The organism is Hydrocarboniclastica marina (assembly GCF_004851605.1).
GTDB classification, from domain to species: Bacteria; Pseudomonadota; Gammaproteobacteria; order Pseudomonadales; family Oleiphilaceae; genus Hydrocarboniclastica; species Hydrocarboniclastica marina.
The window spans coordinates 1,502,046-1,525,166 of sequence record NZ_CP031093.1 but is presented as its reverse complement, the minus strand read 5'-3'; the positions used below and the strand labels follow the sequence as shown (position 1 = coordinate 1,525,166).

General features: G+C 57.9%; 24 protein-coding genes. 14 read left to right on the top strand and 10 right to left on the bottom strand.

What is annotated here, in order from left to right:
• Positions 1 to 14: 14 nt before the first annotated feature.
• The 3 genes from soil367_RS06770 to msrB form a co-directional block, all read right to left on the bottom strand.
• The gene (locus soil367_RS06770) at positions 15 to 506 is read right to left on the bottom strand and encodes a glutathione peroxidase (protein ID WP_136548143.1); all 492 of its coding nucleotides are present in this window, start codon (positions 504 to 506) and stop codon (positions 15 to 17) included.
• A gap of 206 nt (positions 507 to 712) precedes the next feature.
• Positions 713 to 1,393 carry a DNA-3-methyladenine glycosylase I gene (locus tag soil367_RS06765; protein WP_136548141.1) on the bottom strand — a complete coding sequence of 227 codons (681 nt, stop codon included), beginning with the start codon at positions 1,391 to 1,393 and terminating at the stop codon, positions 713 to 715.
• A complete protein-coding gene (gene msrB, locus soil367_RS06760) occupies positions 1,390 to 1,797 on the bottom strand; it encodes a peptide-methionine (R)-S-oxide reductase MsrB (RefSeq protein WP_136548139.1) in 408 nt (135 codons plus the stop codon). The genes soil367_RS06765 and msrB overlap by 4 nt, the downstream gene beginning before the upstream one ends.
• Positions 1,798 to 2,057: 260 nt before the next feature.
• On the opposite strand from msrB, the gene soil367_RS06755 reads away from it, so the two are divergent.
• The 3 genes from soil367_RS06755 (at position 2,058) to htpX (ending at position 4,777) form a co-directional block, all read left to right on the top strand.
• Positions 2,058 to 3,272 (top strand): pyridoxal phosphate-dependent aminotransferase, encoded by a 1,215-nt coding sequence (locus soil367_RS06755; RefSeq protein ID WP_136548137.1) that lies wholly within the window; start codon positions 2,058 to 2,060, stop codon positions 3,270 to 3,272.
• 44 nt (positions 3,273 to 3,316) lie between these two features.
• Complete coding sequence (locus tag soil367_RS06750) at positions 3,317 to 3,748, top strand: hypothetical protein (RefSeq protein ID WP_136548136.1); 432 nt, start codon at positions 3,317 to 3,319, stop codon at positions 3,746 to 3,748.
• Positions 3,749 to 3,898: 150 nt separating this feature from the next.
• A complete protein-coding gene (htpX, locus tag soil367_RS06745) occupies positions 3,899 to 4,777 on the top strand; it encodes a protease HtpX (protein WP_136548133.1) in 879 nt (292 codons plus the stop codon).
• A gap of 151 nt (positions 4,778 to 4,928) precedes the next feature.
• On the opposite strand, the gene pdxB is transcribed toward htpX, so the two are convergent.
• The 3 genes from pdxB to soil367_RS06730 form a co-directional block, all read right to left on the bottom strand.
• Positions 4,929 to 6,071 (bottom strand): 4-phosphoerythronate dehydrogenase PdxB, encoded by a 1,143-nt coding sequence (gene pdxB, locus soil367_RS06740; protein ID WP_136548131.1) that lies wholly within the window; start codon positions 6,069 to 6,071, stop codon positions 4,929 to 4,931.
• A gap of 69 nt (positions 6,072 to 6,140) precedes the next feature.
• Positions 6,141 to 7,469 (bottom strand): DEAD/DEAH box helicase, encoded by a 1,329-nt coding sequence (locus tag soil367_RS06735; RefSeq protein WP_246065571.1) that lies wholly within the window; start codon positions 7,467 to 7,469, stop codon positions 6,141 to 6,143.
• A 28-nt stretch (positions 7,470 to 7,497) separates the two neighbouring features.
• Positions 7,498 to 8,055 carry an elongation factor P hydroxylase gene (locus soil367_RS06730; RefSeq protein ID WP_136548129.1) on the bottom strand — a complete coding sequence of 186 codons (558 nt, stop codon included), beginning with the start codon at positions 8,053 to 8,055 and terminating at the stop codon, positions 7,498 to 7,500.
• 215 nt (positions 8,056 to 8,270) lie between these two features.
• Here soil367_RS06730 and dsbD point away from each other — a divergent pair, with 215 nt between their 5' ends.
• Positions 8,271 to 10,172: a protein-disulfide reductase DsbD gene (gene dsbD / locus soil367_RS06725; RefSeq protein WP_246065570.1), complete on the top strand. Its 1,902-nt coding sequence runs from the start codon at positions 8,271 to 8,273 to the stop codon at positions 10,170 to 10,172.
• A gap of 3 nt (positions 10,173 to 10,175) precedes the next feature.
• On the opposite strand, the gene tusA is transcribed toward dsbD, so the two are convergent.
• Complete coding sequence (tusA, locus tag soil367_RS06720) at positions 10,176 to 10,412, bottom strand: sulfurtransferase TusA (RefSeq protein WP_136548127.1); 237 nt, start codon at positions 10,410 to 10,412, stop codon at positions 10,176 to 10,178.
• A 169-nt stretch (positions 10,413 to 10,581) separates the two neighbouring features.
• Here tusA and soil367_RS06715 point away from each other — a divergent pair, with 169 nt between their 5' ends.
• On the top strand, positions 10,582 to 10,866 hold the full coding sequence (locus soil367_RS06715) for an antibiotic biosynthesis monooxygenase family protein (RefSeq protein WP_136548125.1): 285 nt from the start codon (positions 10,582 to 10,584) through the stop codon (positions 10,864 to 10,866).
• 44 nt (positions 10,867 to 10,910) lie between these two features.
• Here the strand turns inward: soil367_RS06715 and rlmM are convergent, their stop codons facing one another.
• Positions 10,911 to 11,978 carry a 23S rRNA (cytidine(2498)-2'-O)-methyltransferase RlmM gene (gene rlmM / locus soil367_RS06710; protein WP_136548123.1) on the bottom strand — a complete coding sequence of 356 codons (1,068 nt, stop codon included), beginning with the start codon at positions 11,976 to 11,978 and terminating at the stop codon, positions 10,911 to 10,913.
• A gap of 66 nt (positions 11,979 to 12,044) precedes the next feature.
• A complete protein-coding gene (locus soil367_RS06705) occupies positions 12,045 to 12,716 on the bottom strand; it encodes an alpha/beta family hydrolase (protein WP_246065569.1) in 672 nt (223 codons plus the stop codon).
• A 234-nt stretch (positions 12,717 to 12,950) separates the two neighbouring features.
• Between soil367_RS06705 and ccoN the strand changes: the two genes are divergently transcribed.
• The 9 genes from ccoN (at position 12,951) to soil367_RS06660 (ending at position 21,878) form a co-directional block, all read left to right on the top strand.
• Positions 12,951 to 14,378: a cytochrome-c oxidase, cbb3-type subunit I gene (gene ccoN, locus soil367_RS06700; RefSeq protein ID WP_136548119.1), complete on the top strand. Its 1,428-nt coding sequence runs from the start codon at positions 12,951 to 12,953 to the stop codon at positions 14,376 to 14,378.
• Positions 14,379 to 14,394: 16 nt separating this feature from the next.
• The gene (gene ccoO, locus soil367_RS06695; protein WP_136548118.1) at positions 14,395 to 15,003 is read left to right on the top strand and encodes a cytochrome-c oxidase, cbb3-type subunit II; all 609 of its coding nucleotides are present in this window, start codon (positions 14,395 to 14,397) and stop codon (positions 15,001 to 15,003) included.
• Between the two features lie 4 nt (positions 15,004 to 15,007).
• Positions 15,008 to 15,196, top strand: coding sequence for a cbb3-type cytochrome oxidase subunit 3 (locus soil367_RS06690; protein ID WP_136548116.1), 189 nt, complete (start codon positions 15,008 to 15,010; stop codon positions 15,194 to 15,196).
• On the top strand, positions 15,189 to 16,082 hold the full coding sequence (gene ccoP / locus soil367_RS06685; RefSeq protein WP_136548114.1) for a cytochrome-c oxidase, cbb3-type subunit III: 894 nt from the start codon (positions 15,189 to 15,191) through the stop codon (positions 16,080 to 16,082). Before soil367_RS06690 ends, ccoP begins: the two co-directional genes overlap by 8 nt.
• Before the next feature lie 289 nt (positions 16,083 to 16,371).
• Entirely contained in the window at positions 16,372 to 17,811 is a 1,440-nt protein-coding gene (ccoG, locus tag soil367_RS06680; protein ID WP_136548112.1) for a cytochrome c oxidase accessory protein CcoG, read from the top strand.
• 82 nt (positions 17,812 to 17,893) lie between these two features.
• Positions 17,894 to 18,409 (top strand): FixH family protein, encoded by a 516-nt coding sequence (locus soil367_RS06675; protein ID WP_136548110.1) that lies wholly within the window; start codon positions 17,894 to 17,896, stop codon positions 18,407 to 18,409.
• A gap of 6 nt (positions 18,410 to 18,415) precedes the next feature.
• The gene (locus soil367_RS06670; protein ID WP_136548108.1) at positions 18,416 to 20,878 is read left to right on the top strand and encodes a heavy metal translocating P-type ATPase; all 2,463 of its coding nucleotides are present in this window, start codon (positions 18,416 to 18,418) and stop codon (positions 20,876 to 20,878) included.
• Positions 20,879 to 20,919: 41 nt separating this feature from the next.
• Entirely contained in the window at positions 20,920 to 21,177 is a 258-nt protein-coding gene (gene ccoS / locus soil367_RS06665; RefSeq protein ID WP_136548106.1) for a cbb3-type cytochrome oxidase assembly protein CcoS, read from the top strand.
• An 11-nt stretch (positions 21,178 to 21,188) separates the two neighbouring features.
• Positions 21,189 to 21,878: a sulfite exporter TauE/SafE family protein gene (locus soil367_RS06660; RefSeq protein WP_246065568.1), complete on the top strand. Its 690-nt coding sequence runs from the start codon at positions 21,189 to 21,191 to the stop codon at positions 21,876 to 21,878.
• A 74-nt stretch (positions 21,879 to 21,952) separates the two neighbouring features.
• Here the strand turns inward: soil367_RS06660 and ttcA are convergent, their stop codons facing one another.
• Complete coding sequence (ttcA, locus tag soil367_RS06655) at positions 21,953 to 22,855, bottom strand: tRNA 2-thiocytidine(32) synthetase TtcA (RefSeq protein WP_136548102.1); 903 nt, start codon at positions 22,853 to 22,855, stop codon at positions 21,953 to 21,955.
• Between the last annotated feature and the right edge of the window lie 266 nt (positions 22,856 to 23,121).

Below are 23,121 nucleotides of genomic sequence, written 5' to 3'. Positions count from 1 at the left end.
GGCGGCGTCTGAGACTAGCCCAGTAGCTGTTCGACGTCTTTACGCAGTTCCTCAGGCTTGGCTGTAGGCGGGTACCGTTTCACGACCTCTCCATCCCGGTTGACCAGGAACTTGGTAAAGTTCCATTTGATGCGTTCTGATCCCATGACGCCTTTCGCCTGACTCTTGAGGTATTGAAACAGCGGGTGGGTCTCAGGGCCGTTGACTTCGAGCTTCGCAAACATGGGAAAATCAACGCCATAGTTCAGTGAACAAAACTGGCTGATCTCGTCATTAGAGCCGGGGTCCTGACTCAGGAATTGATTGCAGGGAAACCCTAGAACCTCCAGCCCCTTCTCATGGAGCTGCTCGTATAGCTTCTGCAAGCCTTCAAACTGTGGGGTAAAACCGCATTTGCTCGCAGTGTTCACAATCAGAAGCACTTTGCCCTGGTACTCGCCCATCGGCCTGGTCTCACCGGCTATGGTTTGTACCTGAATATCGTACAGGGATTGGGGTACCGACATTGCTTCTCTCCATCTGCTATCGCTGAGTTACGACTTGTTTGATTGGCCGGCTTCAGGCTTGACAAGGAAGCCGGGCGTCTCTGCCGAGTCCGACCATACGCCGGACAAAGCTGCAGCGCTAGTGTCCCGTGAGCCTGCCCACGGACACAGGTTGGCTGCACATAGCATCAATCGTTCACGGTTCGGGAGTTTCAGGTTCGGCGGTGTCAGGTTCGGGCGTGGCCTACGGCGTGTGAGAGTATGCGACTCACGTGGGCCATCGGTCTTCCACTCTCGCGGCACCACGCTACAAACTGCCGGTTGATCCGCTCCAGATCTGCTTTGCGCGTCGGCTTATCGTCGACCACGCCGTAAAGCATGAGCGCCTGAATGACATCATCCGTCAAAAGGAACGTGTCCCATCCTGCCAGCCGCAGGAAGCGCGGGGCAGACATACCGCCGAGCCGCACGAACTGCCTGGCCAAGTCACGCCAGAGCAGCACCAGCTGCTCATCCGACCATGCCCCTAGCCAACGGCCGAAGCCTCCCGCTTGCCGGCCAAGGTCGACCATGACCGCCGCATTGGCTGGAATGGTTTTTAGCTTACCCCAGTGCCTGATCAACTCAGGCTCCAGCATCGCCCGTTCCAGCTGCTCCTCGCTGAGCAACATCAGCTTTTCGGGTTCAAAGTCCCAGAAATAGCGCTCAAAGGCAGGCCATCGTTCGTTGATGACCCGGTGTTGCATCCCTGCCTGAAATACTCGACGGGTCATGGCGGAAAGGAACCAGCGATCGGGTTTGGCTTCCAACTGCTTGCGGTCCAGGACCGGCGGAAGCACTAACGCCAGTGCCTCTGCGCCGCCCAGCTTCTGCTGAGCGTTCTGCTCTATCTCAAGCCAGGGTGTCATTTTTCCTCACGGTCGTCCCGATCCAGCTCCAGTGAAGCCGAGTTGATGCAGTAGCGCTCACCGGTCGGCGCCGGGCCATCGTTGAAAACGTGCCCCAGGTGAGCTTCGCAGCGACTGCAGACCAGCTCCGTGCGGACCATACCGTGGCTGGTGTCAGTGTGCGCTTCAACGTTCTCGCCGGCTACGGGTTGCCAGAAACTGGGCCAGCCTGAGCCGGAATCATACTTGTGTTCCGACAGAAACAGGGGTTGACCACAGCACGCGCATTTGTAGGTACCGGCCTCCTTGCAGTCGTTGTACTCGCCCGTGAAGGGCGCCTCTGTGCCTCGTTGCCGGGTTACCCGGTATACGTCTGGGGACAGCTTCTGTTGCCACTCTTCATCCGGTATCTGTACTTTTTTCATCACTAGAGCCTCAGCTACAATAGAAGTCGGGGCACCGGCTTAGCCGAACGCCCGAACTGTGTCTATTCTGTCGTAAATGTCTCGTCTCACGCCCGCGTTCGCTTGCTCAGGTCAGCGGAGGGTGGCCCGGGCTTTCGCCAGTATGCGTATCTGTGCTCTTACAGGTACAGTCTTGCAGATACACTCTTGCCAGCACATTCTCGCAAGTTCGCTTTCGCAAATAAGCTGGCGCGTCACCGATCCAAGGATTGCCGACCATCATGCAAGTTTTCAAGAAGTCCGCCAAGCTAGAGAACGTCTGTTACGAAATCCGCGGCAACGTCATGCGCGAGGCGCGTCGGCTGGAAGACGAAGGCCACCGCATTCTCAAGCTTAACATCGGCAATCCGGCCCCGTTCGGCCTCGATGTGCCCGAGGAGATCCAGCAGGACGTCATCTACAACCTGCCGCTGGCCCAGGGTTACTGTGAGTCCAAAGGCCTGTTCTCGGGCCGCAAGGCGGTTATGCACTACTGCCAGCAGCGCGGTATCGACGGGGTCAATATAGAGGATATTTTTCTCGGCAATGGCGTAAGTGAACTGATCGTCATGTCAATGCAGGCACTGCTGAATACCGGCGATGAAGTGCTCATCCCGGCCCCGGACTACCCGCTATGGACCGCGGCCGTCACGCTTTCCAGCGGGAAGCCAGTGCACTACCGCTGTGATGAGCAGCAGGACTGGTTTCCAGATATAGACGACATCAAGAGTAAGATCACGCCGCGTACCCGCGCCATCGTCCTGATAAACCCGAACAACCCAACCGGCGCCGTTTACTCGACAGAACTGCTGATGCAGGTTATTGAGGTCGCGCGACAACACAATCTTGTGGTCCTGTCAGACGAGATCTACGACAAAATACTCTACGACGGTGTCGAACATACGCCGACGGCCTCGCTTGCCGACGACCTGCTGTTCTTCACTTACAACGGCCTCTCGAAATCCTATCGCGCCGCGGGCTATCGCTCCGGCTGGATGATCATCAGCGGCGCCAAGCACAAGGCGCAGGACTTGATCGAGGGCATCGAAATGCTGGCCTCGATGAGGTTGTGTGCCAACGTCCCGGCCCAGTTCGCGATCCAGACTGCGCTCGGAGGGTACCAGTCGATCGATGATCTGGTGGCGCCCGAAGGCAGGCTCTACGAGCAGCGTAACCTCGCCTGCGACATGCTTAACGCGATCCCCGGAGTGAGCTGCGTAAAGCCCAAGGGCGCCCTGTACCTTTTCCCCCGCCTCGACCCGAAGGTTCATCCGGTACGCGACGATGAGAAGCTGGTATTCGACCTGCTGACCCAGGAGCGGATGCTGTTGGTCCAGGGTTCGGCCTTTAATATCGATGATCAGCAGCATCTGAGAGTGGTCTTTCTGCCGCGGGTGGACGTACTTGAGGATGCCATCGGACGCCTCGACCGTTTTTTAAGTCAGTACAGCCAGTGACGCAGCGGGCCACGGCATTCAGCGACTAAAGGCGGTATACGGGCATGCCTGATCTGCACATTGACGAATTCTACAAGGATACGGCACTGGTTCTTGCCCAGCTTTACGGTGCCTTTCCCCGTAAAAGCAGTGTCTACGTCGAAGACATCGCCGGTGACGACCGGCCGGATGAGTTCGGCTTGCACTCGAAGCGCCATCTGGCCTGTTTTGGCGCCATGCTCTGGCTGGCGGAGGAAGGCTGGCTGCGCTACGTGGACACTATCGGTCAGCTTGCAATTGATCAGGCGACACTGACTGAGCGGGCTTTTACCGTTCTGAGTAGTTTCGCCCTACCCGAGTCGGGCACGGCAGCAAAAAGTTCCAGCGCGTCTCATGGGGAACCCCAACTTCAGATCGACCGGCTACGGCGTGCGCTGAATTCTGGCAACACGCTTACCATCAGCCGTGTCGTCCGGAATGTGATTTTTCCTACCTGATTTTCTGCCCATCGAGCTAAAAGGCATTTTGCTCGGGCCAGGTTCTCAATGTCTCAGCTACGCGGAAGCTTAGGACAAGTACGCTTGATTTCGGCGCGGGTGCCCCGACAATAGGGTCTGTACTGGACCATTGGAGCGTAAGCCACCTTTATGAGAATCCTTCTATTTCTCGCCACAAACCTTGCCGTCATCATCGTCGCAAGCGTTACCCTGCGTCTGCTGGGCTTCGACGGCTATCTGAACGAACAGGGCCTCGACCTGAATGCCTTGCTGGTCTTCGCAGCGATCTTCGGTTTCGGCGGTGCGTTCGTATCGCTGCTGCTTTCAAAATGGATGGCCAAGCGCTCCACCGGCACCGTGATCATTGAACAGCCCGCCAACGCCCAGGAACGCTGGTTAATGGAGACGGTTGCTGAACTGGCCCGTGAGGCAAAGATCGGCATGCCGGAAGTGGGCATCTTTCCGGCGAAGCAGGCCAATGCGTTTGCCACAGGCTGGAACAAGAACGCTGCCCTGGTCGCGGTCAGTCAGGGACTGCTCAACCGTTTCACCAAGGAAGAAGCCCGGGCGGTGCTGGCCCACGAGGTTGGCCACGTCGCCAACGGAGACATGGTAACGCTCACCCTGATACAGGGCGTCGTGAACACCTTCGTTATCTTTTTCGCACGCATCATCGGCAGCTTTGTCGACCGGGCGATTTTCAAGAACGAGAGCGGCCACGGCATGGGCTTTTTCATTGCTACCATTGCAGCGGAACTGGTGCTGGGTATCCTCGCGAGTATTATCGTCATGTGGTTCTCGCGCTGGCGCGAGTTTCGCGCCGACGCGGCCAGCGCAGGCCTGGTGGGGAATAGCGCCATGGTTGCGGCGCTCAATCGCTTGCGTGCCGAGTCCGAGGCGCCGGACCAGATGCCCGACACCATGAAGGCCTTCGGCATCAATATGGGCCAAAGGGGAGGCCTGGCCGCTCTGTTCTCAAGTCACCCGCCGCTTGAGGATCGGATCGCGGCGTTGCAACAGGGTCGCTAAGCGGGCTGAACTGTAGTTGTAGAAAAGATATACGGCCCACACCTCTGTGCGGGCCGCAAACCCCGCAAGAATCACCCCATCGCTAGCTTTGGCGCAGCTCAGCCGAGTAAATGTGCTTCCAGGACGAGCCGCGTTCGACTTTCAGGCCCATTCAGCTCTTTATTCTGAATCCCAGCGTCTTGAACGAATGCTGTAGTTCGTTTGCGGTTCCCTTGAGCTGCAGTCGGATACTGGCGAATTCCCGTCTGGTCCGGTATTTCTTGCGCATTTCATCAAAAGCCGCGGCACGCCGTTCATCTGGCAGCCGAAGCGTTCGACGCAACGCAGTGTCATCACGCCTGGGGTCATAGGTCGCCCTGATTGCAAGCGCAAGGGCTTCTTCACGGTGTGCTTCACTGGTGAATGTCATTCTGCTGAGCCCCGGGTCGGGCATGAACTGTCCGGCTTTCTTTCTTACCGGCAGACCAAGATAACGGCTCAGGGCCTGGTAGATCATGCCGGTCCCGTTGGCCTTGCCTTCCAGTGTGTAACCGGCGATGTGCGGTGTGCCCAGCCAGACTTTCTCCAGTAGCTCAGTGCTGATCTGTGGCTCGTTCTCCCACACGTCAAGGATCACGGTTGGGGCACCCGCCGCGGACAGCCGGGCTGCCAGCGCATCGGTGTCGATTACGCTGCCGCGGCTGGTGTTAATCAGCAACTGATCTTCCCGCAGGCGGGCCAGCCTGTCTTCATTCAGAAGGTGATGGGTCGGATGAGGCCCTTCCCGGGTCAGCGGTGTATGCAAGGTTATGACGTCGCAGTCGAGCGCCTGGTCAAGGTCGGAAAACTCACCCTCTGCCGTTTTCTCAAGCAACGGATCACAGGCAACTACTTGAAAGCCAAGCTTGTCCAGGCGCTCTCGCAACCGGCCGCCGACGTTACCGCAGCCGATGATGCCTACACGGGGGCGCGCCCAGGGCTCACCATTGAGCTCAGCGTGCAGCGAGAGGCAGCTGATGACGTATTGGACCACCGCCTCGGCATTGCACCCCGGCGCGGCAGCAAAGGCTATGCCCTGTTGCTCCAGCCACTTTTCGTCAACGTGGTCAGTACCTATTGTCGCGGTGCCCACGAACTTTACTGATGAGTTGGCGAGGAGACTGCTATCCACGTGAGTAACCGAACGTACCAGCAGCACCTCAGCCTTTTGCACGTCCTCCGGCCGAATCATGCGGCCCGGCAGCCGGGTAATGGTCCCGATATCAGCGAAGAACTCGTTCAGGAGGGGAATGTTCTCATCGGCTACGATGTGCATCGCGGCACCTCTAGCTTGGGTTGGGCCGTCGAAGCGCGGGCAACTGCCGCGTCGACGTTATGAGGCCGTCTATTGCGTTGAGCGCGAGGGGCTGCGGCGCGGGCTGCCGGAACGGCTACCACTGGGGGGCCGTCGTTGCGGACGAATAACAGCTTTGGGCATCTCCGCCATAAGCTCGTCTTCCGGTATCACACAGTCAAGCTTCTGACCGATATACTTCTCTATCTCCGGGAGTGCAAATGCGTCGTCTTCGCCGGCAAAACTGATAGACGTGCCCGACTCCCCTGCCCGCGCGGTGCGGCCGATGCGGTGGACATAGTCTTCGGCGTTTTCCGGCAGGTTGTAATTGAACACGTGCGTTACGTTATCCACGTGGATGCCTCGGCCGGCTACATCTGTCGCGACCAGTACTTTTATTCGCCCGGCTTTGAAGTCATCAAGTGTGCGCACGCGCTTATTCTGGGCGACCTCGCCCGACATCACGGCCACACTGACGCCCTGATTTCGCAGATTCTCGTCCAGAAAACGGGTCTGGTCGCGCCTGTTCGCAAAAACGATAGCCCGCTCCACCTGGTCCTTGGCGACATAGTTGTAAAGCACCTTCAGCTTGTCGCGCTCGCTCACCATATAGACGACCTGTTTTACGCGCTCTGCAGTCTTCTGGTCGGGCTTGATTTCGACAAACTCGGCGGAGCTTGTCCACATTGAGGCCAGGTTAAGGACATCCTGGTTAAATGTCGCGCTGAACAGGAGCGTCTGGCGTTCATCCTTCGGCGTGCACTTGCGCAGGATCCGTTTGACGTCCGGAATGAAGCCCATGTCCAGCATGCGGTCTGCTTCGTCGATAATGAGCAGGTCGAGCTGGTCCAGAAAGACGTCCTGACTACCGAGGAAGTCCAGCAGGCGGCCCGGTGTGGCCACCAATATGTCGACCACCTCATTGCGTAGCTGTTCCCTTTGCCTTTCGTAGTTCATGCCACCGATAGTCGTTACCACGTTATGTCCCGTATGACGGGTCAACTGCTCAGCGTCCTTGGCGATCTGTAGCGCCAGTTCACGGGTAGGAGCCAGAGCCAGCACCCGCGGCTCGCTGGCGAAGCGCTCTTCAAATGCAATTGGATTACGCTGGAGGCTCTGTATGGCCGTGATCAGGAAAGCGGCTGTTTTACCCGTACCGGTCTGTGCCTGGCCTATCAGATCCTTGCCCGCGAGCGTAAAGGGCAAGGTTTCAGCCTGGATTCCGGTACAGAATTCGAAGCCCAGGTCAGCTATGGCCCGCTGAACACTGCTGTCGAGATCAAACTCCGAAAACCGGGTCCGGTGTACTATTACAGGCGCCTCTGCCCCGGCTTCCGTCATCGAAGTCGGGGTGGCGCTGGTTTGCTCAATCTCACTCATAATTGGTCACTTGGGCTACAGCCAGTCATCAGGCGCTCTGCGCCGCGGACGGCATGAAAAAATGAAGCTCGCTGGCTCGCACCGGCTCCCCACCGCGGTAGTGCCGTACCAGCGCCTGCTGGAAAAGCAGAGCCCGTCGGGGCATGCCTTCCAGGATATACCGCTGGGCCTGGCGCTCGACGTTTCGACGAAACAGTTCCTCAGCACCCGAGCGGCCGCCGGACAGATTATCCAGGCTCAATGTGAAACGGGATCCTGACGCGACAGAAAATATCCATTCCAGTGCCTGAGGTTTAACCTCCACGCGTTCGAACTCAAGCTGTTGGTCAGCCGTGCGGCCATCAGGCCGATACCAATAGCCAAAATCGACCAGGCGCCGCCGAGCCGCGCCGGCGATGCACCAGTGGCTTACCTCGTGCAGGGCACTCGCGAAAAAACCATTAGCGAATATAACACGGTCCTCAGCACAACTCCCGTCAGCGGGCTGATAAAGCGGCTCACCCGCACCCGCTACCAGAACAGTATTTTCTGCATCGCGGAACAAACCGTTGAACAAGCGGATCAGATCGTTATAGTCGTGGATCATGCCAGGTCAAGCTCACTGTTCATCGAGACGTGTCGGTTATTGACCCGTTCGAAGTGTTACTGTACCCGGCGATGTTACGCTGCAAACGCTACGTCATCCAGTTGCACATGCATCAGTTGCGGCGTAGTGCCGGGCCTCAGTCAGTTACTGTAATGCCGGCCCGACGCGGGACCCGGCCAACCGTTCATTTCTGCGAAGCTGTAGGTGGTTCATCTTTGTCAGTCAAACCCTTCCTTGCCCATCGAATGCCGTCTTGCCCTACGCCTGCCAAGGCGCTCGTGGCGCTGACTGTGTTATTACTGCTGACTTTCGACTTAGCCAATGCCGAGCCCAGGCGTTTTTTCGGTTCCGCATCGGGTGAAGCGTATCTGCCGGTTGAGCAGGCCTTTCCTTTCTCTGAGAGCCTGGATGAAAACGGCCTGGTACTGACCTGGGGGGTGGCGCCCGGATACTACTTATACCAGGACCGCATCGAGGTAACCGCTCCCGGTGCCGATGTTGAGATTGGGGCGCTTGAGTTCGCAAGAAAAGGTGAGTTGAAAGAAGACCCCTATTTCGGCGCCACGCCCGTCTTCTATGACGCCATTGAGGTTCGGGTGCCTGTAACGCTGACAGGGCCTTCAACTGAGGCCCAGCTCTTCGTCACGTTCCAGGGCTGTGCGGAAGCAGGCCTGTGCTATCCCCCTGAAACGCGGGAACTGCTCTATGTCAGCGGAACAGGTGAAGGTGGGGAGCCAGCCGGTGGCAACGAAGCCGCTGGAGCAACCGCAAGTTGGCGCTCGCTCGATTCTGCAGCCGATCTGGCCACCTTCCTGACCGCGGCAAACCCCGTCTGGGTCGCCCTCGCGTTTTTCGTGTTGGGCTTGGGTCTGACATTTACCCCGTGTGTACTCCCGATGATTCCCATCGTTTCAGCAATCGTGGCCGGTGCTCGCCAGATCTCAACTCTGCAGGCGTTTGGGCTGTCACTGGCTTATGTGCTGGGAATGGCAATCACCTACGCCGCCGCTGGGGTCATTACCGGGCTCCTCGGTGCCAGTTTCAATGTACAGATGTACTTGCAGTCACCGTGGGCGCTCGGCACCGTAGCGTTTCTGTTTATTGTTTTTGCCCTGGCGATGTTTGGCCTTTACGACCTGCAGTTGCCAGCAGCGATACGGGATCGCCTTTCGCAAAAGAGCGCGCGGTTGAGCGGCGGACGCTTAGCCAGCGTTTTTGGCATCGGCGCCTTCTCTGCGCTTATTGTCTCACCCTGTGTCTCTGCACCCCTGGCTGGAGCGCTGGTCTACATCGGCACGACACAGGATGCATTGCTTGGAGGTCTGGCGCTGCTCATGCTCGGGCTCGGCATGGGGGTGCCGCTACTGATAGTTGGCACAGGCGGGCGTCGGTTCATTCCTCGAACCGGCCCGTGGCTGGCGACGGTCAAAGGCGGGTTCGGGATACTGATGCTGGCCATTGCCCTGTGGTTGCTTGAACGACTGATCCCGCCGGCGGTCACAGTTGGGCTCTGGGGTGCGCTGGCCATCTTCACCGGCACCCAACTGGGCGCTTTCGAGGCGGCCCCGGGCGGCCTCGAACGCACCCGCCGGGCGTTGGGTCTGATATTGTTTGCTACCGGTTTGCTGATGCTGATTGGCGCTCTCGCCGGCGCCCGCGACCCACTACAGCCGTTGAGCCCGTTTCAGACTTCGAGTGCACGGGCAGGATCAGCAATCGATGCGGTCACTCATGCCGGTTTTGACCGTTTCGCCGACCCTGCCGAACTGGAAACCCGCCTGGCGGCAGCTGATGGACAGCCGGTAATGTTCGATTTCTACGCCGACTGGTGCATCAGCTGCAAAATAATGGAGAGAAACGTATTTTCGGATCCCGACATTGCCGAACAGCTCTCGGATTTCGCCCTGCTTCAGATTGACCTCACCGAAAACAGTGCCGATCAGCGTGCGCTGCTGGATCGGTTTGGTCTGTTCGGCCCGCCCGCGATTCTCTTTTTTGATGCAAAAGGTCAGGAGATCAAATCATTACGTGTGCTGGGGGAGATGGATCGGGAAGCGTTCAGCGCGCACCTGAAGAAAGTCGGGCAGACTCCGGGCTTCGAAAACATCGGCAGATAGACGCTATGTCTGACGACGTATCAGAAAATGGAATTCGTTGTTTGTCTCTGACTGATCGACCAACTCATGGCCAAGGAATCTGCAAAACTTGACCACGTCTCGCGTGGTCGACGGGTCAGTCGCGAGCACCCTGAGCAGGCCGCCTGGCGGTATTTCCTTGATGCGTCCGTGGAGGAGCATCACTGGCTCTGGACAGAACAATCCGCGTGCGTCGAGCTCTTCTGCAGGTGGCGTTGTCACGGAACATCCTCGCGGTCAGCTTCAGATTGCAACCGCTGTCCCACAGACAGCGGTGCGTTAAAACAACCTGTTGTTGTGTAACGAATTGCTGCCACTGCTTTGGTGGGAGCACTGCTGAACTATATTAACAGATGTACCACCTTATCAGAGGACGAACGGGAACTGCTCAATGATCAAAATAATGATTGAACGCCATATCGCGCCAACCCTTGAGATACCTTACGAGGAACGGGCGCGCAACGTGCTACAGACTGCAGTGAAGTCACCGGGTTTCATTTCCGGCGAGACCTACCGGAACGCCCAGGACCCGAACCACCGCTTTCTTATATCGACCTGGCGCAGCCTGGCAGACTGGAAACGCTGGGAAAGCTCGCTGGAGCGGCGCGTAATGATGGAACCACTTTTCCCCATGATGGACCGCGAAGAGAGAATAACAACCCTCGAGTTCAGCTAGTGTCCGGGCTGGCGCCTGCCTATAGAGCCCGATCGCCAAACAACTCAGACCCGCTCCAGATAGCAAGTGATCTCTTCGCGATCATGGTAGAGATGTTTGGCGGCGAGCCGAACTTCGATGCCGGCCTCGGCCAGTTGATCCAGTATCAGCGCTTCGCATAGCTGCCATTCGGCATAGCGCTGTTTCATAGGCAGTTTAAGATTAAAAATGGCGTGTCGGCAGAGTCCTTCCCGAACCCAGGCGGCCATCAGTGCGGCGACGCGCCGCGGCTGTTCGACCATGTCGCAGACCAACCAGTCGACAGCTCGCCTGGGCCGCCAGGAGAACCCATCAGCCCGAACATGCGTCACATGGCCGGAAGCCATCAGGTCTGGCGCCATAGGGCCGTTATCCACGGCCGTTACCATCATGCCCTGGTTGACCAGTTGCCAGGTCCAGCCACCAGGAGCGGCACCCAGGTCCACCGCTTGCTGGCCGCCGCCAAGCTGTTGTAAGAACTGATCGCGGCCGAAGAAGACATGCCAGGCTTCCTCCAGCTTCAGCGAAGACCGACTCGGAGCCTCTGGCGGCTGCCGAAGACGAGCGACGCCGGCGCTGAACGGCGCTCTATTGTTTGCGTCACTCCAGCATAACCACACCTTGTCGAAGCCGGGCAGTAACAGTTCCAGCCGATGGCCCGCATCAGAGCCGGGACTCAGAATACCTGCGTCCTTTAGCGCTCTGGAGAGCGGAGGAGTCCACTTCTTCGCGAAGCGGTGAAGCGACGGATCGTCTACCCCGTCGGGCACGATGGCCTCCATCCGCCCAGTCGCTTTTGGCAATGGCTGGTCAAGGTCAGACAGCGCGGCGACCACAGCCCCCACACGATCGGTCTGTGGCAGCATGGTGACCTCGATAAGTTGCCACCAGTCCCGGGTGAACACCAGATCCTTGCAGTGCAGATCACGCCAGATTCTCGTTAATGCGGCAGAGTCGCTAGCACGGAAAACGAGCCCCCCTGTGAATACCGGTTTGAAGAACCCGAACACGCCCAGCGCCGCCGCTTTTTCGACAATTTCCTGCCCGGCCTCCGTTTCAAAGCCGGGCCGGCAGGAACAGACGATCGAATCCATAGAATCTAACCCATTGATGACAGTAAAAAAGACTGTAAAGCACGTGAAAAATCACTTAAATAAAATCTAATTAGTATTATTAAACATAAACTTAGCAGCTTTACGTGCAGCTTGGTCGAGATTGCTTTCCCACGTCGCAACGCCACGCTTGGGCGGCATTAGGTCATGGTTGCCGTCCGGAATCCACTCGATAGCAAGTGCAGGGTTGGTATCGGCTCCGCGTGCCAAGTGCTCACAAACGCGCTCTCGCTTGCCGAAAGGATCGCGCTCACCCTGGGCGATCCAGGTTGGCACTGTCAGAGCGGAGAAATGATCCGTACGCCAGCGGTCCGGCTTGCCGGGCGGATGGAAGGGATAGCCGAAACACAGGCACCCACTTAACGGTAGCCCTTTGGCCTCATCCCCAACTCCTGCTGCCAACAGCGATGCCAGGCGGCCGCCCATCGACTTACCGCCGATGAACACACCCTCCTCCCCAAAAGACGCCAGTCGCAAAACATGACGCCACTCCTCAAGCAGCACGCGAACGCGTGGCGGCGGTCGGCGCGAAGCCCCCAGCCGGCGGCGGGCCATATAGTCAAACTCGAATCGCCACACCCGCACGCCAGCGTCTGCCAGCCTGACTGCCAGATGCTCCATGAAGTCCGAATCCATCGGCGCACCGGCTCCGTGAGCCAGCAAGAGCAGCGGACCACTGTCGCCCGACCTGATCCAATTGCACGAATAATTCTCATTCACTTTTTTTATTCCTGACATAGATCAATTTGTCACTATTCGTAACAAATTTAGGTAACACGCTGTAACGCCGGGTCTCTTGGGGTAAACCCGCGCCCCTCTTGGGCTTACCACCTTTTAAGCCCCGCAAACCCATGCTTATCAGGGGTTTCCACTAGCTACCGGTCGTTGCAAAGCCTCCATAAGATCCCGATAATTACGCCGTATTTAACAATCCTCTATCCACGTGGAAGGGCTATGAGCACAGATAATCAAAACCTGACCTACAACTACAAGGTCGTGAGGCAGTTCTCGATCATGACAGTAGTGTGGGGCGTGTTAGGCATGACTGTGGGCGTGCTGATTGCTGCACAACTGGTATGGCCCGAGTTGATCAATGGTGTCCCCTGGGCTCATTTCGGTCGGCTACGGCCCGTGCATACCAACCTCGTTCTGTTCGGCTTCGGCGGTTCGGCGCTTATCGCGACATCTTACTACGTGGTTCAACGTACCAGTCAGGCCCGACTCTTTTCCGACGCACTTGCAGGTTTTACCTTCTGGGGCTGGCAGGCTGTAGTCCTAAGCATGCTCATCACCCTGCCGCTGGGACTGACCCAGACCAAAGAGTATGCTGAGTCGGAGTGGCCGATCGACATACTGATAACCCTTGTTTGGGTTGCCTATGCCGTTGTGTTCTTCGGCACTGTCGTCAAGCGCGCCATGAAGCATATTTATGTAGCGAACTGGTTCTACGGCGCTTTTATTATCACCATCGCGGTGCTGCATATCGGCAACAACCTGGCTTTGCCAGCGGGCGCTTTCAAGTCCTATTCACTCTACTCCGGCGCTACCGATGCGATGATGCAATGGTGGTACGGCCACAATGCCGTTGGCTTCCTGCTCACGGCAGGCTTTCTCGGGATGATGTATTACTTTGTGCCGAAGCAGGCGGACCGGCCAATCTATTCCTACCGCCTGTCCATCGTTCACTTCTGGGCATTGATCGGTATCTATGTCTGGGCTGGCGCTCACCACCTGCACTATACGGCGCTTCCCGACTGGGCCCAGTCAGCAGGCATGGTCATGTCCCTGATTCTGCTCGCGCCCAGCTGGGGCGGAATGATTAACGGGATGATGACGCTTTCCGGTGCCTGGCATAAGCTTCGTACGGACCCGATCCTGCGCTTTTTGGTAGTTTCGCTAGCGTTCTACGGCATGTCCACGTTTGAGGGCCCGATGATGTCGATCAAGACGGTCAACGCCCTCTCCCACTACACCGACTGGACCATTGGCCACGTTCATGCTGGCGCGCTGGGCTGGGTGGCAATGATCACCGTTGGCTCCATGTACCACCTGATCCCCAAACTATACGGTCTCAACGGCATGTACAGCGTGGGTATGATCAATGTGCATTTCTGGCTGGCAACCATAGGCACGGTGCTGTACATCGCTGCGATGTGGGTCAACGGCATCACGCAGGGTCTCATGTGGCGTGCTGTAAACCAGGACGGAACGCTGACCTATAGCTTTGTTGAATCCCTCGAAGCCAGCTACGGCGGTTACGTGGTCCGTCTGATAGGCGGCGCGATATTCCTGTCCGGCATGCTGCTGATGGCGTGCAACGTGTGGCTGACCTTACGTCAGCGTTCCGCTGTCGCCGCAGATAACGTAGCCCAGACGGCCTAACGGAGAAGTTGCCCCGATGAAACACGAAATTGTCGAGAAGAACCTGGGCCTGATGATCGTGCTGATCCTGTTGGTGATCAGCACCGGCTTTCTGGTAGAGGTGTTGCCGCTCTTCTTCCAGAACGATAACAACGAGCCGATCGAAGGTCTCCAGCCAGTCACCGCGCTGGAACTGGAAGGGCGTGATATTTATATCCGTGAAGGCTGTCATGTCTGCCACAGCCAGATGATCAGGCCCTTCCGTGCTGAAACAGAACGTTACGGGCATTACAGCGTTGCCGGTGAATCAGTCTATGAACACCCATTCCTGTGGGGTTCCAAGCGCACTGGACCGGACCTCGCCCGAGTGGGCGGACGCTACTCCGATGCCTGGCAGCGGGCTCATCTTTACGACCCGAGAAGCGTTGTTCCCGAATCCAACATGCCGGCCTTCCCCTGGTTGTTCGAAGAGAAAGTAGACCACACGGAGACTGCCGGAAAAATGAAAACACTTCAGACACTCGGCGTGCCTTACAGCGATGAGCAGATTGCGTCCGCCGAAGAAGAAGTTCGTGGCAAGTTCGAAATCGAAGCGCTGGTAGCGTATCTCCAGCAGCTTGGCACGGTCATTCCGAACGATAGGTAGACCTATGGATATCAATACTTTCCTCGGTTTAAACACGATCCTCGTGCTCGTCATTTTTGTCGGTATCTGTGTTTGGGCATATAGCTCCCGCCGCAAGAAAGACAACGAGGCATCAGCCCAATTACCGTTCGAGGATGAAGAATTGGATCGTCGAACTCTGCGCAAAGAATCGGAGAAAAAAACAGATGAGTAGCTTCTGGAGCATCTGGATCAGCGCCATCATTCTGGGAACGATCGCTGGAACGTTCTGGCTCCTCTGGGCAACCCGAAAGAGTCAGAAAACGGATTCAGAAACGGAAAACACCACCGGCCACGTCTACGACGGAATAGAAGAGTATGACAACCCGCTGCCGCGCTGGTGGTTTTACCTGTTCGTAGCCACTATCGTGTTTTCGCTGGGCTATTTGGTGCTTTACCCGGGATTGGGTAACTTCAAAGGCGTTCTGGGCTGGTCCTCAACCGGGCAGTACGAGAGCGAAGTCGTCGCAGCCGAAGAACAGTACGGGCCTATCTACGCTCAGTATGCCAGTGTGTCGGTCGAAGAATTAAGCCAGAACGACGAAGCCATGCGGATGGGTCAGCGCCTTTTTGCCACCAATTGTTCGGTCTGCCATGGCTCGGCGGCACGTGGTGGTATAGGTTTCCCCAATCTGACGGATGACGCCTGGCTCTATGGCGGCGCGCCAGATGACATCGTTCACACTCTGACTGAAGGCCGCAACGGCAACATGCCGGCCGGTGGTTTCATGCCCAACATGAGCGGCGCCCAGGTCGGCGACCTGGTCAACTACGTACTGAGCTTTAGCGGCCGCGCTGAAGATCAGGCGTCAGCCGAGCGCGGCGAAGCGCTGTTTGCACAGGCCTGCGCCGGCTGCCATGGGGCAGACGCAACCGGTAATCAGCAGATGGGCGCGCCCAACCTCACGGATGATGCCTGGCTTTACGGTAGCCATGCTGCGGCTATTCGGGAAACCATCGTCTACGGTCGCAGAAACGAAATGCCGGCCCAGAAGGACCGTTTGAGCGAAGACCAGATCCACGTGCTGGCCGCGTACGTATACGGGCTTTCCCGGGACTGAACCAGGGCCAGTTTTTACTGTCCCAGTTTCCGTAATTGTCTTGGATTTACTGACCCCCGGTGGCACGGATTGCTACTGGGGTCCCGTGACCTCCGCCCCTGTCACGGCCGGGTAAAGCGGGCAGAGACATCAGTGTCGAGCAGCAGAGTTGCTGAACAGTTCGGCGCCGATGGACATATGACGCCAACCCGGATGTGGACTTCATCGGTCCGTCCTCGAGTCTTTTCAATCACCGGCCCTCAGCAGAGAAGACCGATGAATTGAGTGGATTCCTACCGCGAGGTTGCTGATGAACAATCAGATTCCCGTCACCCAGATTGACCCTGAAAATGAGCCACCCACGCCGGGACATGGTGCCGCAAAAGCCCAGCCGGTGGAGCTGTACGCCAGCCGGGAGAAAATATACGTCCGGAACGTGGAAGGCTTCTATCAGCACATCAGACGCTACTCGCTCTGGGGCCTGATGGGGATGTACTTCCTTTTCTGCTGGATCACCATCAACGGCGAACCACTGCTGTATTTCAATTTACCGGCACGCGAGTTCCACCTTTTCGGAGGCGTTTTCTACCCTCAGGAGTTCATCCTGTTGACGGGCTTCCTGATCATTGCGGCCTTCGGTTTGTTCTTCATCACGACGTTGTTCGGCCGGGTTTGGTGCGGCTACACCTGCCCGCAGACGGTTTGGACCTTCGTCTTCATGTGGATCGAGGAGCGAGTCGAAGGCAGCCGCAACCAGCGGATGAAGCTCGACAAAGCACCGCCAAGTGCTGCGAAAATAGGTAAAAAATCGCTTAAACACGCGCTCTGGCTGCTCGTTGGCCTTGCGACCGGGATCACTTTCGTAGGCTACTTTTATCCTATCCGGGACCTCCTGGTCGACCTGGCAACGCTCGAGGCCGGCGGCTGGGCTTACTTCTGGGTCTTTTTCTTTACGCTGGCAACGTATGGAAACGCTGGCTGGATGCGGGAGCAGGTCTGCCTCTACATGTGCCCTTACGCGCGCTTTCAGTCGGTCATGTTCGACCGCAATACAATGATGGTGACCTACGACCCGGCTCGAGGTGAACCACGCGGTAGCCGGAAAAAGCAGAGCGATCCCAGGGAGCTTGGCCTCGGCGATTGTATCGATTGCGATATGTGCGTACAGGTCTGCCCGACCGGTATCGATATTCGCGACGGCCTGCAGTATGAGTGCATAAGCTGTGCGCTCTGTATTGACGCCTGCGACGATGTAATGAAAAAAATGAACTATCCGACCGGCCTGATCCGTTATGCCACCGAGAACGAACTTGAGGGCCGTCCTTCGAAGTTCCTTCGCTTCCGCACAGTTGGCTACGGCGCGGCTCTGCTGCTGATGATCGCTGCGGTTGCCTTCACCATTGTTAACCGAAGCCCAATTGATGTTGAGGTTTCGCGTGACCGCGGCGGGCTCTATCGAATGACCGGCCAGGGACTGGTAGAGAACAGCTACACCGTCAAGCTTATGAACAAATCGCTAGAGGAACGGACTTTCGAGCTTACGGTTGGTGGGCTGGAAGGGGCTGAGCTGGTGACAAACGGCCGTGTTACGGTTGCGCCCGGAGAAAACCGCGCGGTCCCGACCGTGGTTACCGCTCCACCCGAAAGCCTGGACGAGAGTCGCGAAAATATTGTCTTCACCATCAGCTCTGATGGCGACGATCCGGTTCGAGTAGAATCCAACAGCAGCTTCATAGGCCCCGTTAACTGAACTAGAAGCCGGTCAGCTGCGCGGCCGGGCTCGACTGATACCATGATTTTACACATGAAACCTTACGCCAACTGAGGCAACTATGAAGCAGCGCTCCACAGACTCAACACCCTGGTACCGGCAATTCTGGCCTTGGGTATTGCTGGGGATCCCGATGTGCTCCGTGATCTATTCGGCCTTCTTCATCACCATGGCGGTAACAACCGAAAACGCGCTGGTGACCGATGACTATTACAAGGAAGGGCGAGCGATCAACCAGACGCTCAAACGCGACCGGGAAGCACTGGCCCGAGGGCTGGTTGCGGAGTACCGGTTAAGTGAGTCTGGAGTGCTCAATGTCGTACTGGAAAGTGATGAGCCCTTGCCCACGGATACCCTGATACTCAGGTTGATCCATCCTACCCTGGAAAACCGCGATAGCCTGATCAGGCTCGGTCGTACCTCAGGAAATCATTTCGAGGCTCGGTTGGCGGATAAGCTGGATGGCCGCTGGTACCTTGATCTCAGGGATGCGTCCAATGAATGGCGGATCTACGGTGCGGCACGATTCGAGCCAGGTGAAAGTATCCAGCTGTCACCCCAGGGCGCAAAAGGGTAACGGACGATGCCTGAGCGCCGTACCTGCTTTCACTGCGGCGAGCGAACTGATCCGGACACCGCACTGGTCGCCGATTCGGCGCCGGACCGTATTTTCTGCTGCCGCGGCTGCAAGGCCGTGAGTGCGTTGATTGAGGAAGAGGGCCTCGCCAACTTCTATCAACATCTGACAGCATCGCCGCCTACTCCGAAGGAGATCAGTCACAACGAGCGGGAACGGTTGCTGGAGCTGGACCACGACGTTCTTCAGCGTAGCTTCGTCGAGCGTGAAGCAGACGGCACCAACCGGGCCAGCCTGATGGTCACGGGTCTGTCCTGCGCCGCCTGTATCTGGCTGATTGAGCACCACCTGGAAAAAATACCGGGCGTCCGCGAAATCACCATAAACCACACAACTCAAAGGGCGACGCTTGCTTGGGATCCCCAGAGCATTTCCCTTAGTGAAGTTCTGTTGGCCATTCGGCGGCTTGGCTTCGAGGCGCGGCCTTATAGTTCAAATGAGCTTGAGGATCAGCTTCAGCAGCAGCAAAAAAAGAGTCTTTTGCGGCTTTGCGTGGCCGGCATCGGCATGATGCAGAGCATGATGTTGGCGATTCCCCTGTACTTCGGCATCATCAGCGGCATCAGTGAGACCCAGTATCTGTTTTTCCGCTGGGCCAGTCTCGTGGTCGCCACGCCTGTGGTTCTGTTTAGCGCGAGGCCATTCTTTGAGGCGGCCTGGCGGGACCTACGCAGTCGGTACCTGACAATGGACGTGCCAGTCGCTCTGGGTATTGGCATCGCCTACGTATCCAGCGTTTGGATCACAATAGTCGGGGGCCAGGAAGTCTTCTTTGACGCCGTTTGCATGTTCACGTTCTTTCTTTCCCTGGGCCGGTTCCTGGAAACGCGCGCTCGCCTGCGCTCGGGTCTCGCCGGCGGGGACCTGGCTACAATGCTTCCCGTGGCGGCTCGCCGCGAAAAGGCCGGGGGCGAAGAGCTGGTCGCTGCAGAGTTGGCCGCTGTCGGCGATATTGTGCGTGTCCGGCCCGGCGAAGTTATTCCGGTCGATGGAGACATTCTGTCAGGGCAAAGCCAGATCAATGAAGCTGCGCTTACCGGCGAATACATACCGGTAAGCCGCGGGCCGGGTGAAGCGGTCGTCGCCGGCACTGTCAACGGAAGCAGTCCGTTGAGGATAAAAGTCACCCGAACGGGCAACCAGACGCGGCTGTCCGGGATTACCCGTATTCTGAATCAGGCACAATCTGAGAAACCGCGGTCCGCCGAGTTGGCCAATCAGGTGGCGCGGTACTTTGTAGCCGCTGTATTGGTTATTGCCGCTGCAGCATACATTGGCTGGCGCGCTGCCGGCGCTGACAATGCATTCGCGATAATGCTCTCCGTCCTTGTGGTGACCTGCCCCTGCGCGCTTTCGCTTGCCACGCCGACTGCGCTGACTGCGGCTACTTCAGCGCTGCGGCGCAAAGGTTTCCTCCCAGCTAGAGGCTACGCGCTCGAAACGCTGGCTACAGTGGATATGCTGGTGTTCGACAAAACAGGCACACTTACCCAGGGTGCGCTTGAACTGGCCAGTGTCGATCATGCCGCCGAAACGGACCGTGACCAGATAATGGACTGGGCTGCGGCGCTGGAGATTCACTCGGAGCATCCGATCGCTCGCGCGTTCCCCGCCACTTCCCGTGTTGAGGCCACTGGCGTCCAGAATCACCTGGGCCAAGGACTCTCCGGTGACATTGACGGCGAGCGGCTTTATCTGGGCAGCGCAGCGTTCGTGCTCGGGGAAGCGGATGTCGAGATTGCGCAAGCTACAGCCGATCAGGGGGTGCGCATCTATCTGTGCCGCTACGGTCAGTGGCTGGCGACTTTCCAGCTGGACGACCACCCCCGACCGGACGCTGCCGAAACTATCCAGGCGCTGAAGGGTCTGGGCCTGAACGTAGCGCTTCTCAGTGGCGACCAGCAGCTCCACGTCAACAGGACTGCAAAAGCGCTAGGCATAGACACGGCCTGGGGGGAAGCACAACCCGAGACCAAGCTTGCCCGCTTGCAACAGCTGGAACGCGAGGGCCACCGTGTCGCTGTAGTTGGGGATGGGCTCAACGATCTGCCAGCTATGGCGGGCGCCCGGCTATCCATTGCCATGGGCGGCGCCAGCGACCTGACACAACTTCGAGCCGATGCCATTCTTTTATCCAGTCGGTTGGCCGTTCTTCCCACGGTGATAGTACTCGCGCGCCGAACGCGGAATGTCATCCGGCAGAATCTGGCCTGGGCCTTGGGCTACAACGTGCTGGCGCTGCCCGCTGCACTTGCCGGACTGGTCCCACCCTGGATCGCAGCCATTGGTATGTCTCTCAGCTCGCTCATCGTTGTCGTCAATGCCATGCGCCTGGGCCGCGAGCACAGCAGCCCTGCCAAGACCGTTCCGGACGCCGATCAGCGCCCCCAGTTCTCAGGCCTATCCTAAGCGCGTTCTGATTCCCGCTGGTGCCTGAAAGAGGAGTTCACATGGAAATACTGTACTTGCTGATCCCGATATCCCTCGGCCTCCTGGGGATAGCCATAGCAGTTTTTTTCTGGGCCGTACGAAGCGGTCAGATGGATGACCTGGAGCGCCCGGGACACAGCATTCTGTACGATGATGACGAAGACATGATTCCGGATGATGCAAAGCAAGAGGAGATCGGGTCCGAAGCCGGCCGGGCTCCTGCACAGCAGCCCAGGCCAAAGAATAGCGCGCCCCCTTCTGGCAAGCCTGAACAATGATAGAGCTGACTTTGGGTACCCTACTTAGCGGTCTGTTGCTGGGCTTTTTTGGTAGCGCGCACTGCCTGGGCATGTGCGGGGGAATCAGCGGATCGCTGGGGCTTGCGATTCCCGTAGGCCCGCATTACCGGCGCCGCCAGTTCGCACTCATCGCGACCTATAACCTGGGAAGAATTACCAGTTATAGCGTCCTTGGGGCGCTTATAGCGCTGCCGGGTATGGCCCTCGAAATGAGCCATGGGCATGCCGGCGCGGTCCTGCGAACAGGTGCTGGGCTTTTGATGATCGCCCTCGGTCTCTCAGTCGGCCAATGGTGGCAGGGTGTCAAAAAGCTCGAGCGTCTCGGCATGCCCTTGTGGTCACGACTGGCCCCGCTCACCCGTAAGCTGATGCCGGTCACGTCGCCGGCCAAAGCGCTTTTGCTGGGGCTTGCCTGGGGCTGGCTTCCGTGCGGGTTGGTCTACAGCACGTTGGGCTGGGCAGCACTTCAGGGCAGCGCAGCCGGTGGGGCTCTGGCTATGGCCGCTTTCGGGCTGGGCACCGCGCCGGCCATGTTTGCTACCGGTATGGCAGCCCGACGCGTTGAACGCTGGCGCAACCGCGACTGGTTCCGGCATCTTGCTGGGGGGATGATCGTCCTGTTCGGCCTATGGACTATTCCGGCGGTCCGCGGGATGCTGCTCCACGGCGCTGCCCACTAGACGCTCCCCCATGAGACTCTCCCCTGCCGGGCGCTTCGGCGCATGCGGCAGGCCCCGCAAAAAACCGATGGGCGTCAGATGTTGATTACGTCCAGTCTGCCGAAAGTGGTATCGGCGGTGTTAGCGCCAGAGTTGATATCAGAGTTGATGTCAGAGTTGACGCCCGAAGGCTTCCGCTCGCTCAGGGATGAAAAGTCATAGAGCCGGGGATCCATAAGATGGGACGGGGCCACATTGCCCACCGCCCGGGTCAGGCTTTCAATGCGTCCGGGGAATTGTTGTTCCCATGTGCGCAACATGGTCTTGACCGACTGGCGCTGGAGGTTTTCCTGGGAACCGCACAGGTTGCACGGAATGATCGGGAACTGGCGCATTTCAGCGTAACGCTCAATATCCCGTTCGCGGCAGTAGGCCAGCGGCCGAATAACGACATTGCGTCCATCGTCGCTTTTCAGTTTTGGCGGCATCGCCTTCAGGCTGCCGCCGTGGAACATGTTCAGAAACAGCGTCTCCAGAATGTCGTCCCGGTGGTGTCCCAGAGCGATCTTGGTGACGCCGTGGTCCACAGCGAAATCGTAGAGAATGCCCCGGCGCAGGCGCGAACACAGGCCACAGGTTGTCTTTCCATCGGGCACCTTCTCTTTGACGATGCTGTAGGTGTCCCTCTCAATTGCGTGAAACTCCACCCCGACCGAACGCGCGTAGTCGGGCAGGACGTGCTCAGGAAAACCCGGCTGTTTCTGGTCGAGGTTAACCGCGATCAGCTCAAATCTGATCGGCGCATGTCGCTGTAGCACCAGCAGAATGTCGAGCATGGTATAAGAGTCTTTGCCACCACTGAGGCAGCACATGACCTTATCGCCGTCCTCGATCATGTAAAAATCCGCGATCGCCCGACCGACCTCGTGGCGGAGATTTTTCTCCAGGCGGCTGAGTTCCGTTTTTCGGGACTTCGGTAGCTGAGCTGAGTCGGTCATGGACGGCCTTTCCTGCCAGAATGCGGGGATTTTCGAGCGGCAGTATAAGCCGAATAGCGACAGGACAAAACCAGCTCGACCAAGACAGCATGGTCAACGCCAGTTGCAACGCGTGGTCAGCCATTTCGTGCCGGGGTTGCCCCAACCGGCCTGACAGATCGCATATCTCGTGCCAGACTCTAGAGTAACGCTGCCGCAACGCTTGACGATAGGCCATCTGCTATTATTACGGCCAGAGGATGCGCGCAGCAGGATTAACCAGAGCG

What these genes read in the sequence shown, in the direction of transcription:
- soil367_RS06770 (WP_136548143.1), bottom strand. Translation starts at nt 506, where the DNA reads ATGTCGGTACCCCAATCCCTGTACGATATTCAGGTACAAACCATAGCC.
- soil367_RS06765 (WP_136548141.1), bottom strand. Translation starts at nt 1,393, where the DNA reads ATGACACCCTGGCTTGAGATAGAGCAGAACGCTCAGCAGAAGCTGGGC.
- msrB (WP_136548139.1), bottom strand. Translation starts at nt 1,797, where the DNA reads ATGAAAAAAGTACAGATACCGGATGAAGAGTGGCAACAGAAGCTGTCC.
- soil367_RS06755 (WP_136548137.1), top strand. Translation starts at nt 2,058, where the DNA reads ATGCAAGTTTTCAAGAAGTCCGCCAAGCTAGAGAACGTCTGTTACGAA.
- soil367_RS06750 (WP_136548136.1), top strand. Translation starts at nt 3,317, where the DNA reads ATGCCTGATCTGCACATTGACGAATTCTACAAGGATACGGCACTGGTT.
- htpX (WP_136548133.1), top strand. Translation starts at nt 3,899, where the DNA reads ATGAGAATCCTTCTATTTCTCGCCACAAACCTTGCCGTCATCATCGTC.
- pdxB (WP_136548131.1), bottom strand. Translation starts at nt 6,071, where the DNA reads ATGCACATCGTAGCCGATGAGAACATTCCCCTCCTGAACGAGTTCTTC.
- soil367_RS06735 (WP_246065571.1), bottom strand. Translation starts at nt 7,469, where the DNA reads ATGAGTGAGATTGAGCAAACCAGCGCCACCCCGACTTCGATGACGGAA.
- soil367_RS06730 (WP_136548129.1), bottom strand. Translation starts at nt 8,055, where the DNA reads ATGATCCACGACTATAACGATCTGATCCGCTTGTTCAACGGTTTGTTC.
- soil367_RS06715 (WP_136548125.1), top strand. Translation starts at nt 10,582, where the DNA reads ATGATCAAAATAATGATTGAACGCCATATCGCGCCAACCCTTGAGATA.
- rlmM (WP_136548123.1), bottom strand. Translation starts at nt 11,978, where the DNA reads ATGGATTCGATCGTCTGTTCCTGCCGGCCCGGCTTTGAAACGGAGGCC.
- ccoN (WP_136548119.1), top strand. Translation starts at nt 12,951, where the DNA reads ATGAGCACAGATAATCAAAACCTGACCTACAACTACAAGGTCGTGAGG.
- ccoO (WP_136548118.1), top strand. Translation starts at nt 14,395, where the DNA reads ATGAAACACGAAATTGTCGAGAAGAACCTGGGCCTGATGATCGTGCTG.
- soil367_RS06690 (WP_136548116.1), top strand. Translation starts at nt 15,008, where the DNA reads ATGGATATCAATACTTTCCTCGGTTTAAACACGATCCTCGTGCTCGTC.
- ccoP (WP_136548114.1), top strand. Translation starts at nt 15,189, where the DNA reads ATGAGTAGCTTCTGGAGCATCTGGATCAGCGCCATCATTCTGGGAACG.
- ccoG (WP_136548112.1), top strand. Translation starts at nt 16,372, where the DNA reads ATGAACAATCAGATTCCCGTCACCCAGATTGACCCTGAAAATGAGCCA.
- soil367_RS06675 (WP_136548110.1), top strand. Translation starts at nt 17,894, where the DNA reads ATGAAGCAGCGCTCCACAGACTCAACACCCTGGTACCGGCAATTCTGG.
- soil367_RS06670 (WP_136548108.1), top strand. Translation starts at nt 18,416, where the DNA reads ATGCCTGAGCGCCGTACCTGCTTTCACTGCGGCGAGCGAACTGATCCG.
- ccoS (WP_136548106.1), top strand. Translation starts at nt 20,920, where the DNA reads ATGGAAATACTGTACTTGCTGATCCCGATATCCCTCGGCCTCCTGGGG.
- ttcA (WP_136548102.1), bottom strand. Translation starts at nt 22,855, where the DNA reads ATGACCGACTCAGCTCAGCTACCGAAGTCCCGAAAAACGGAACTCAGC.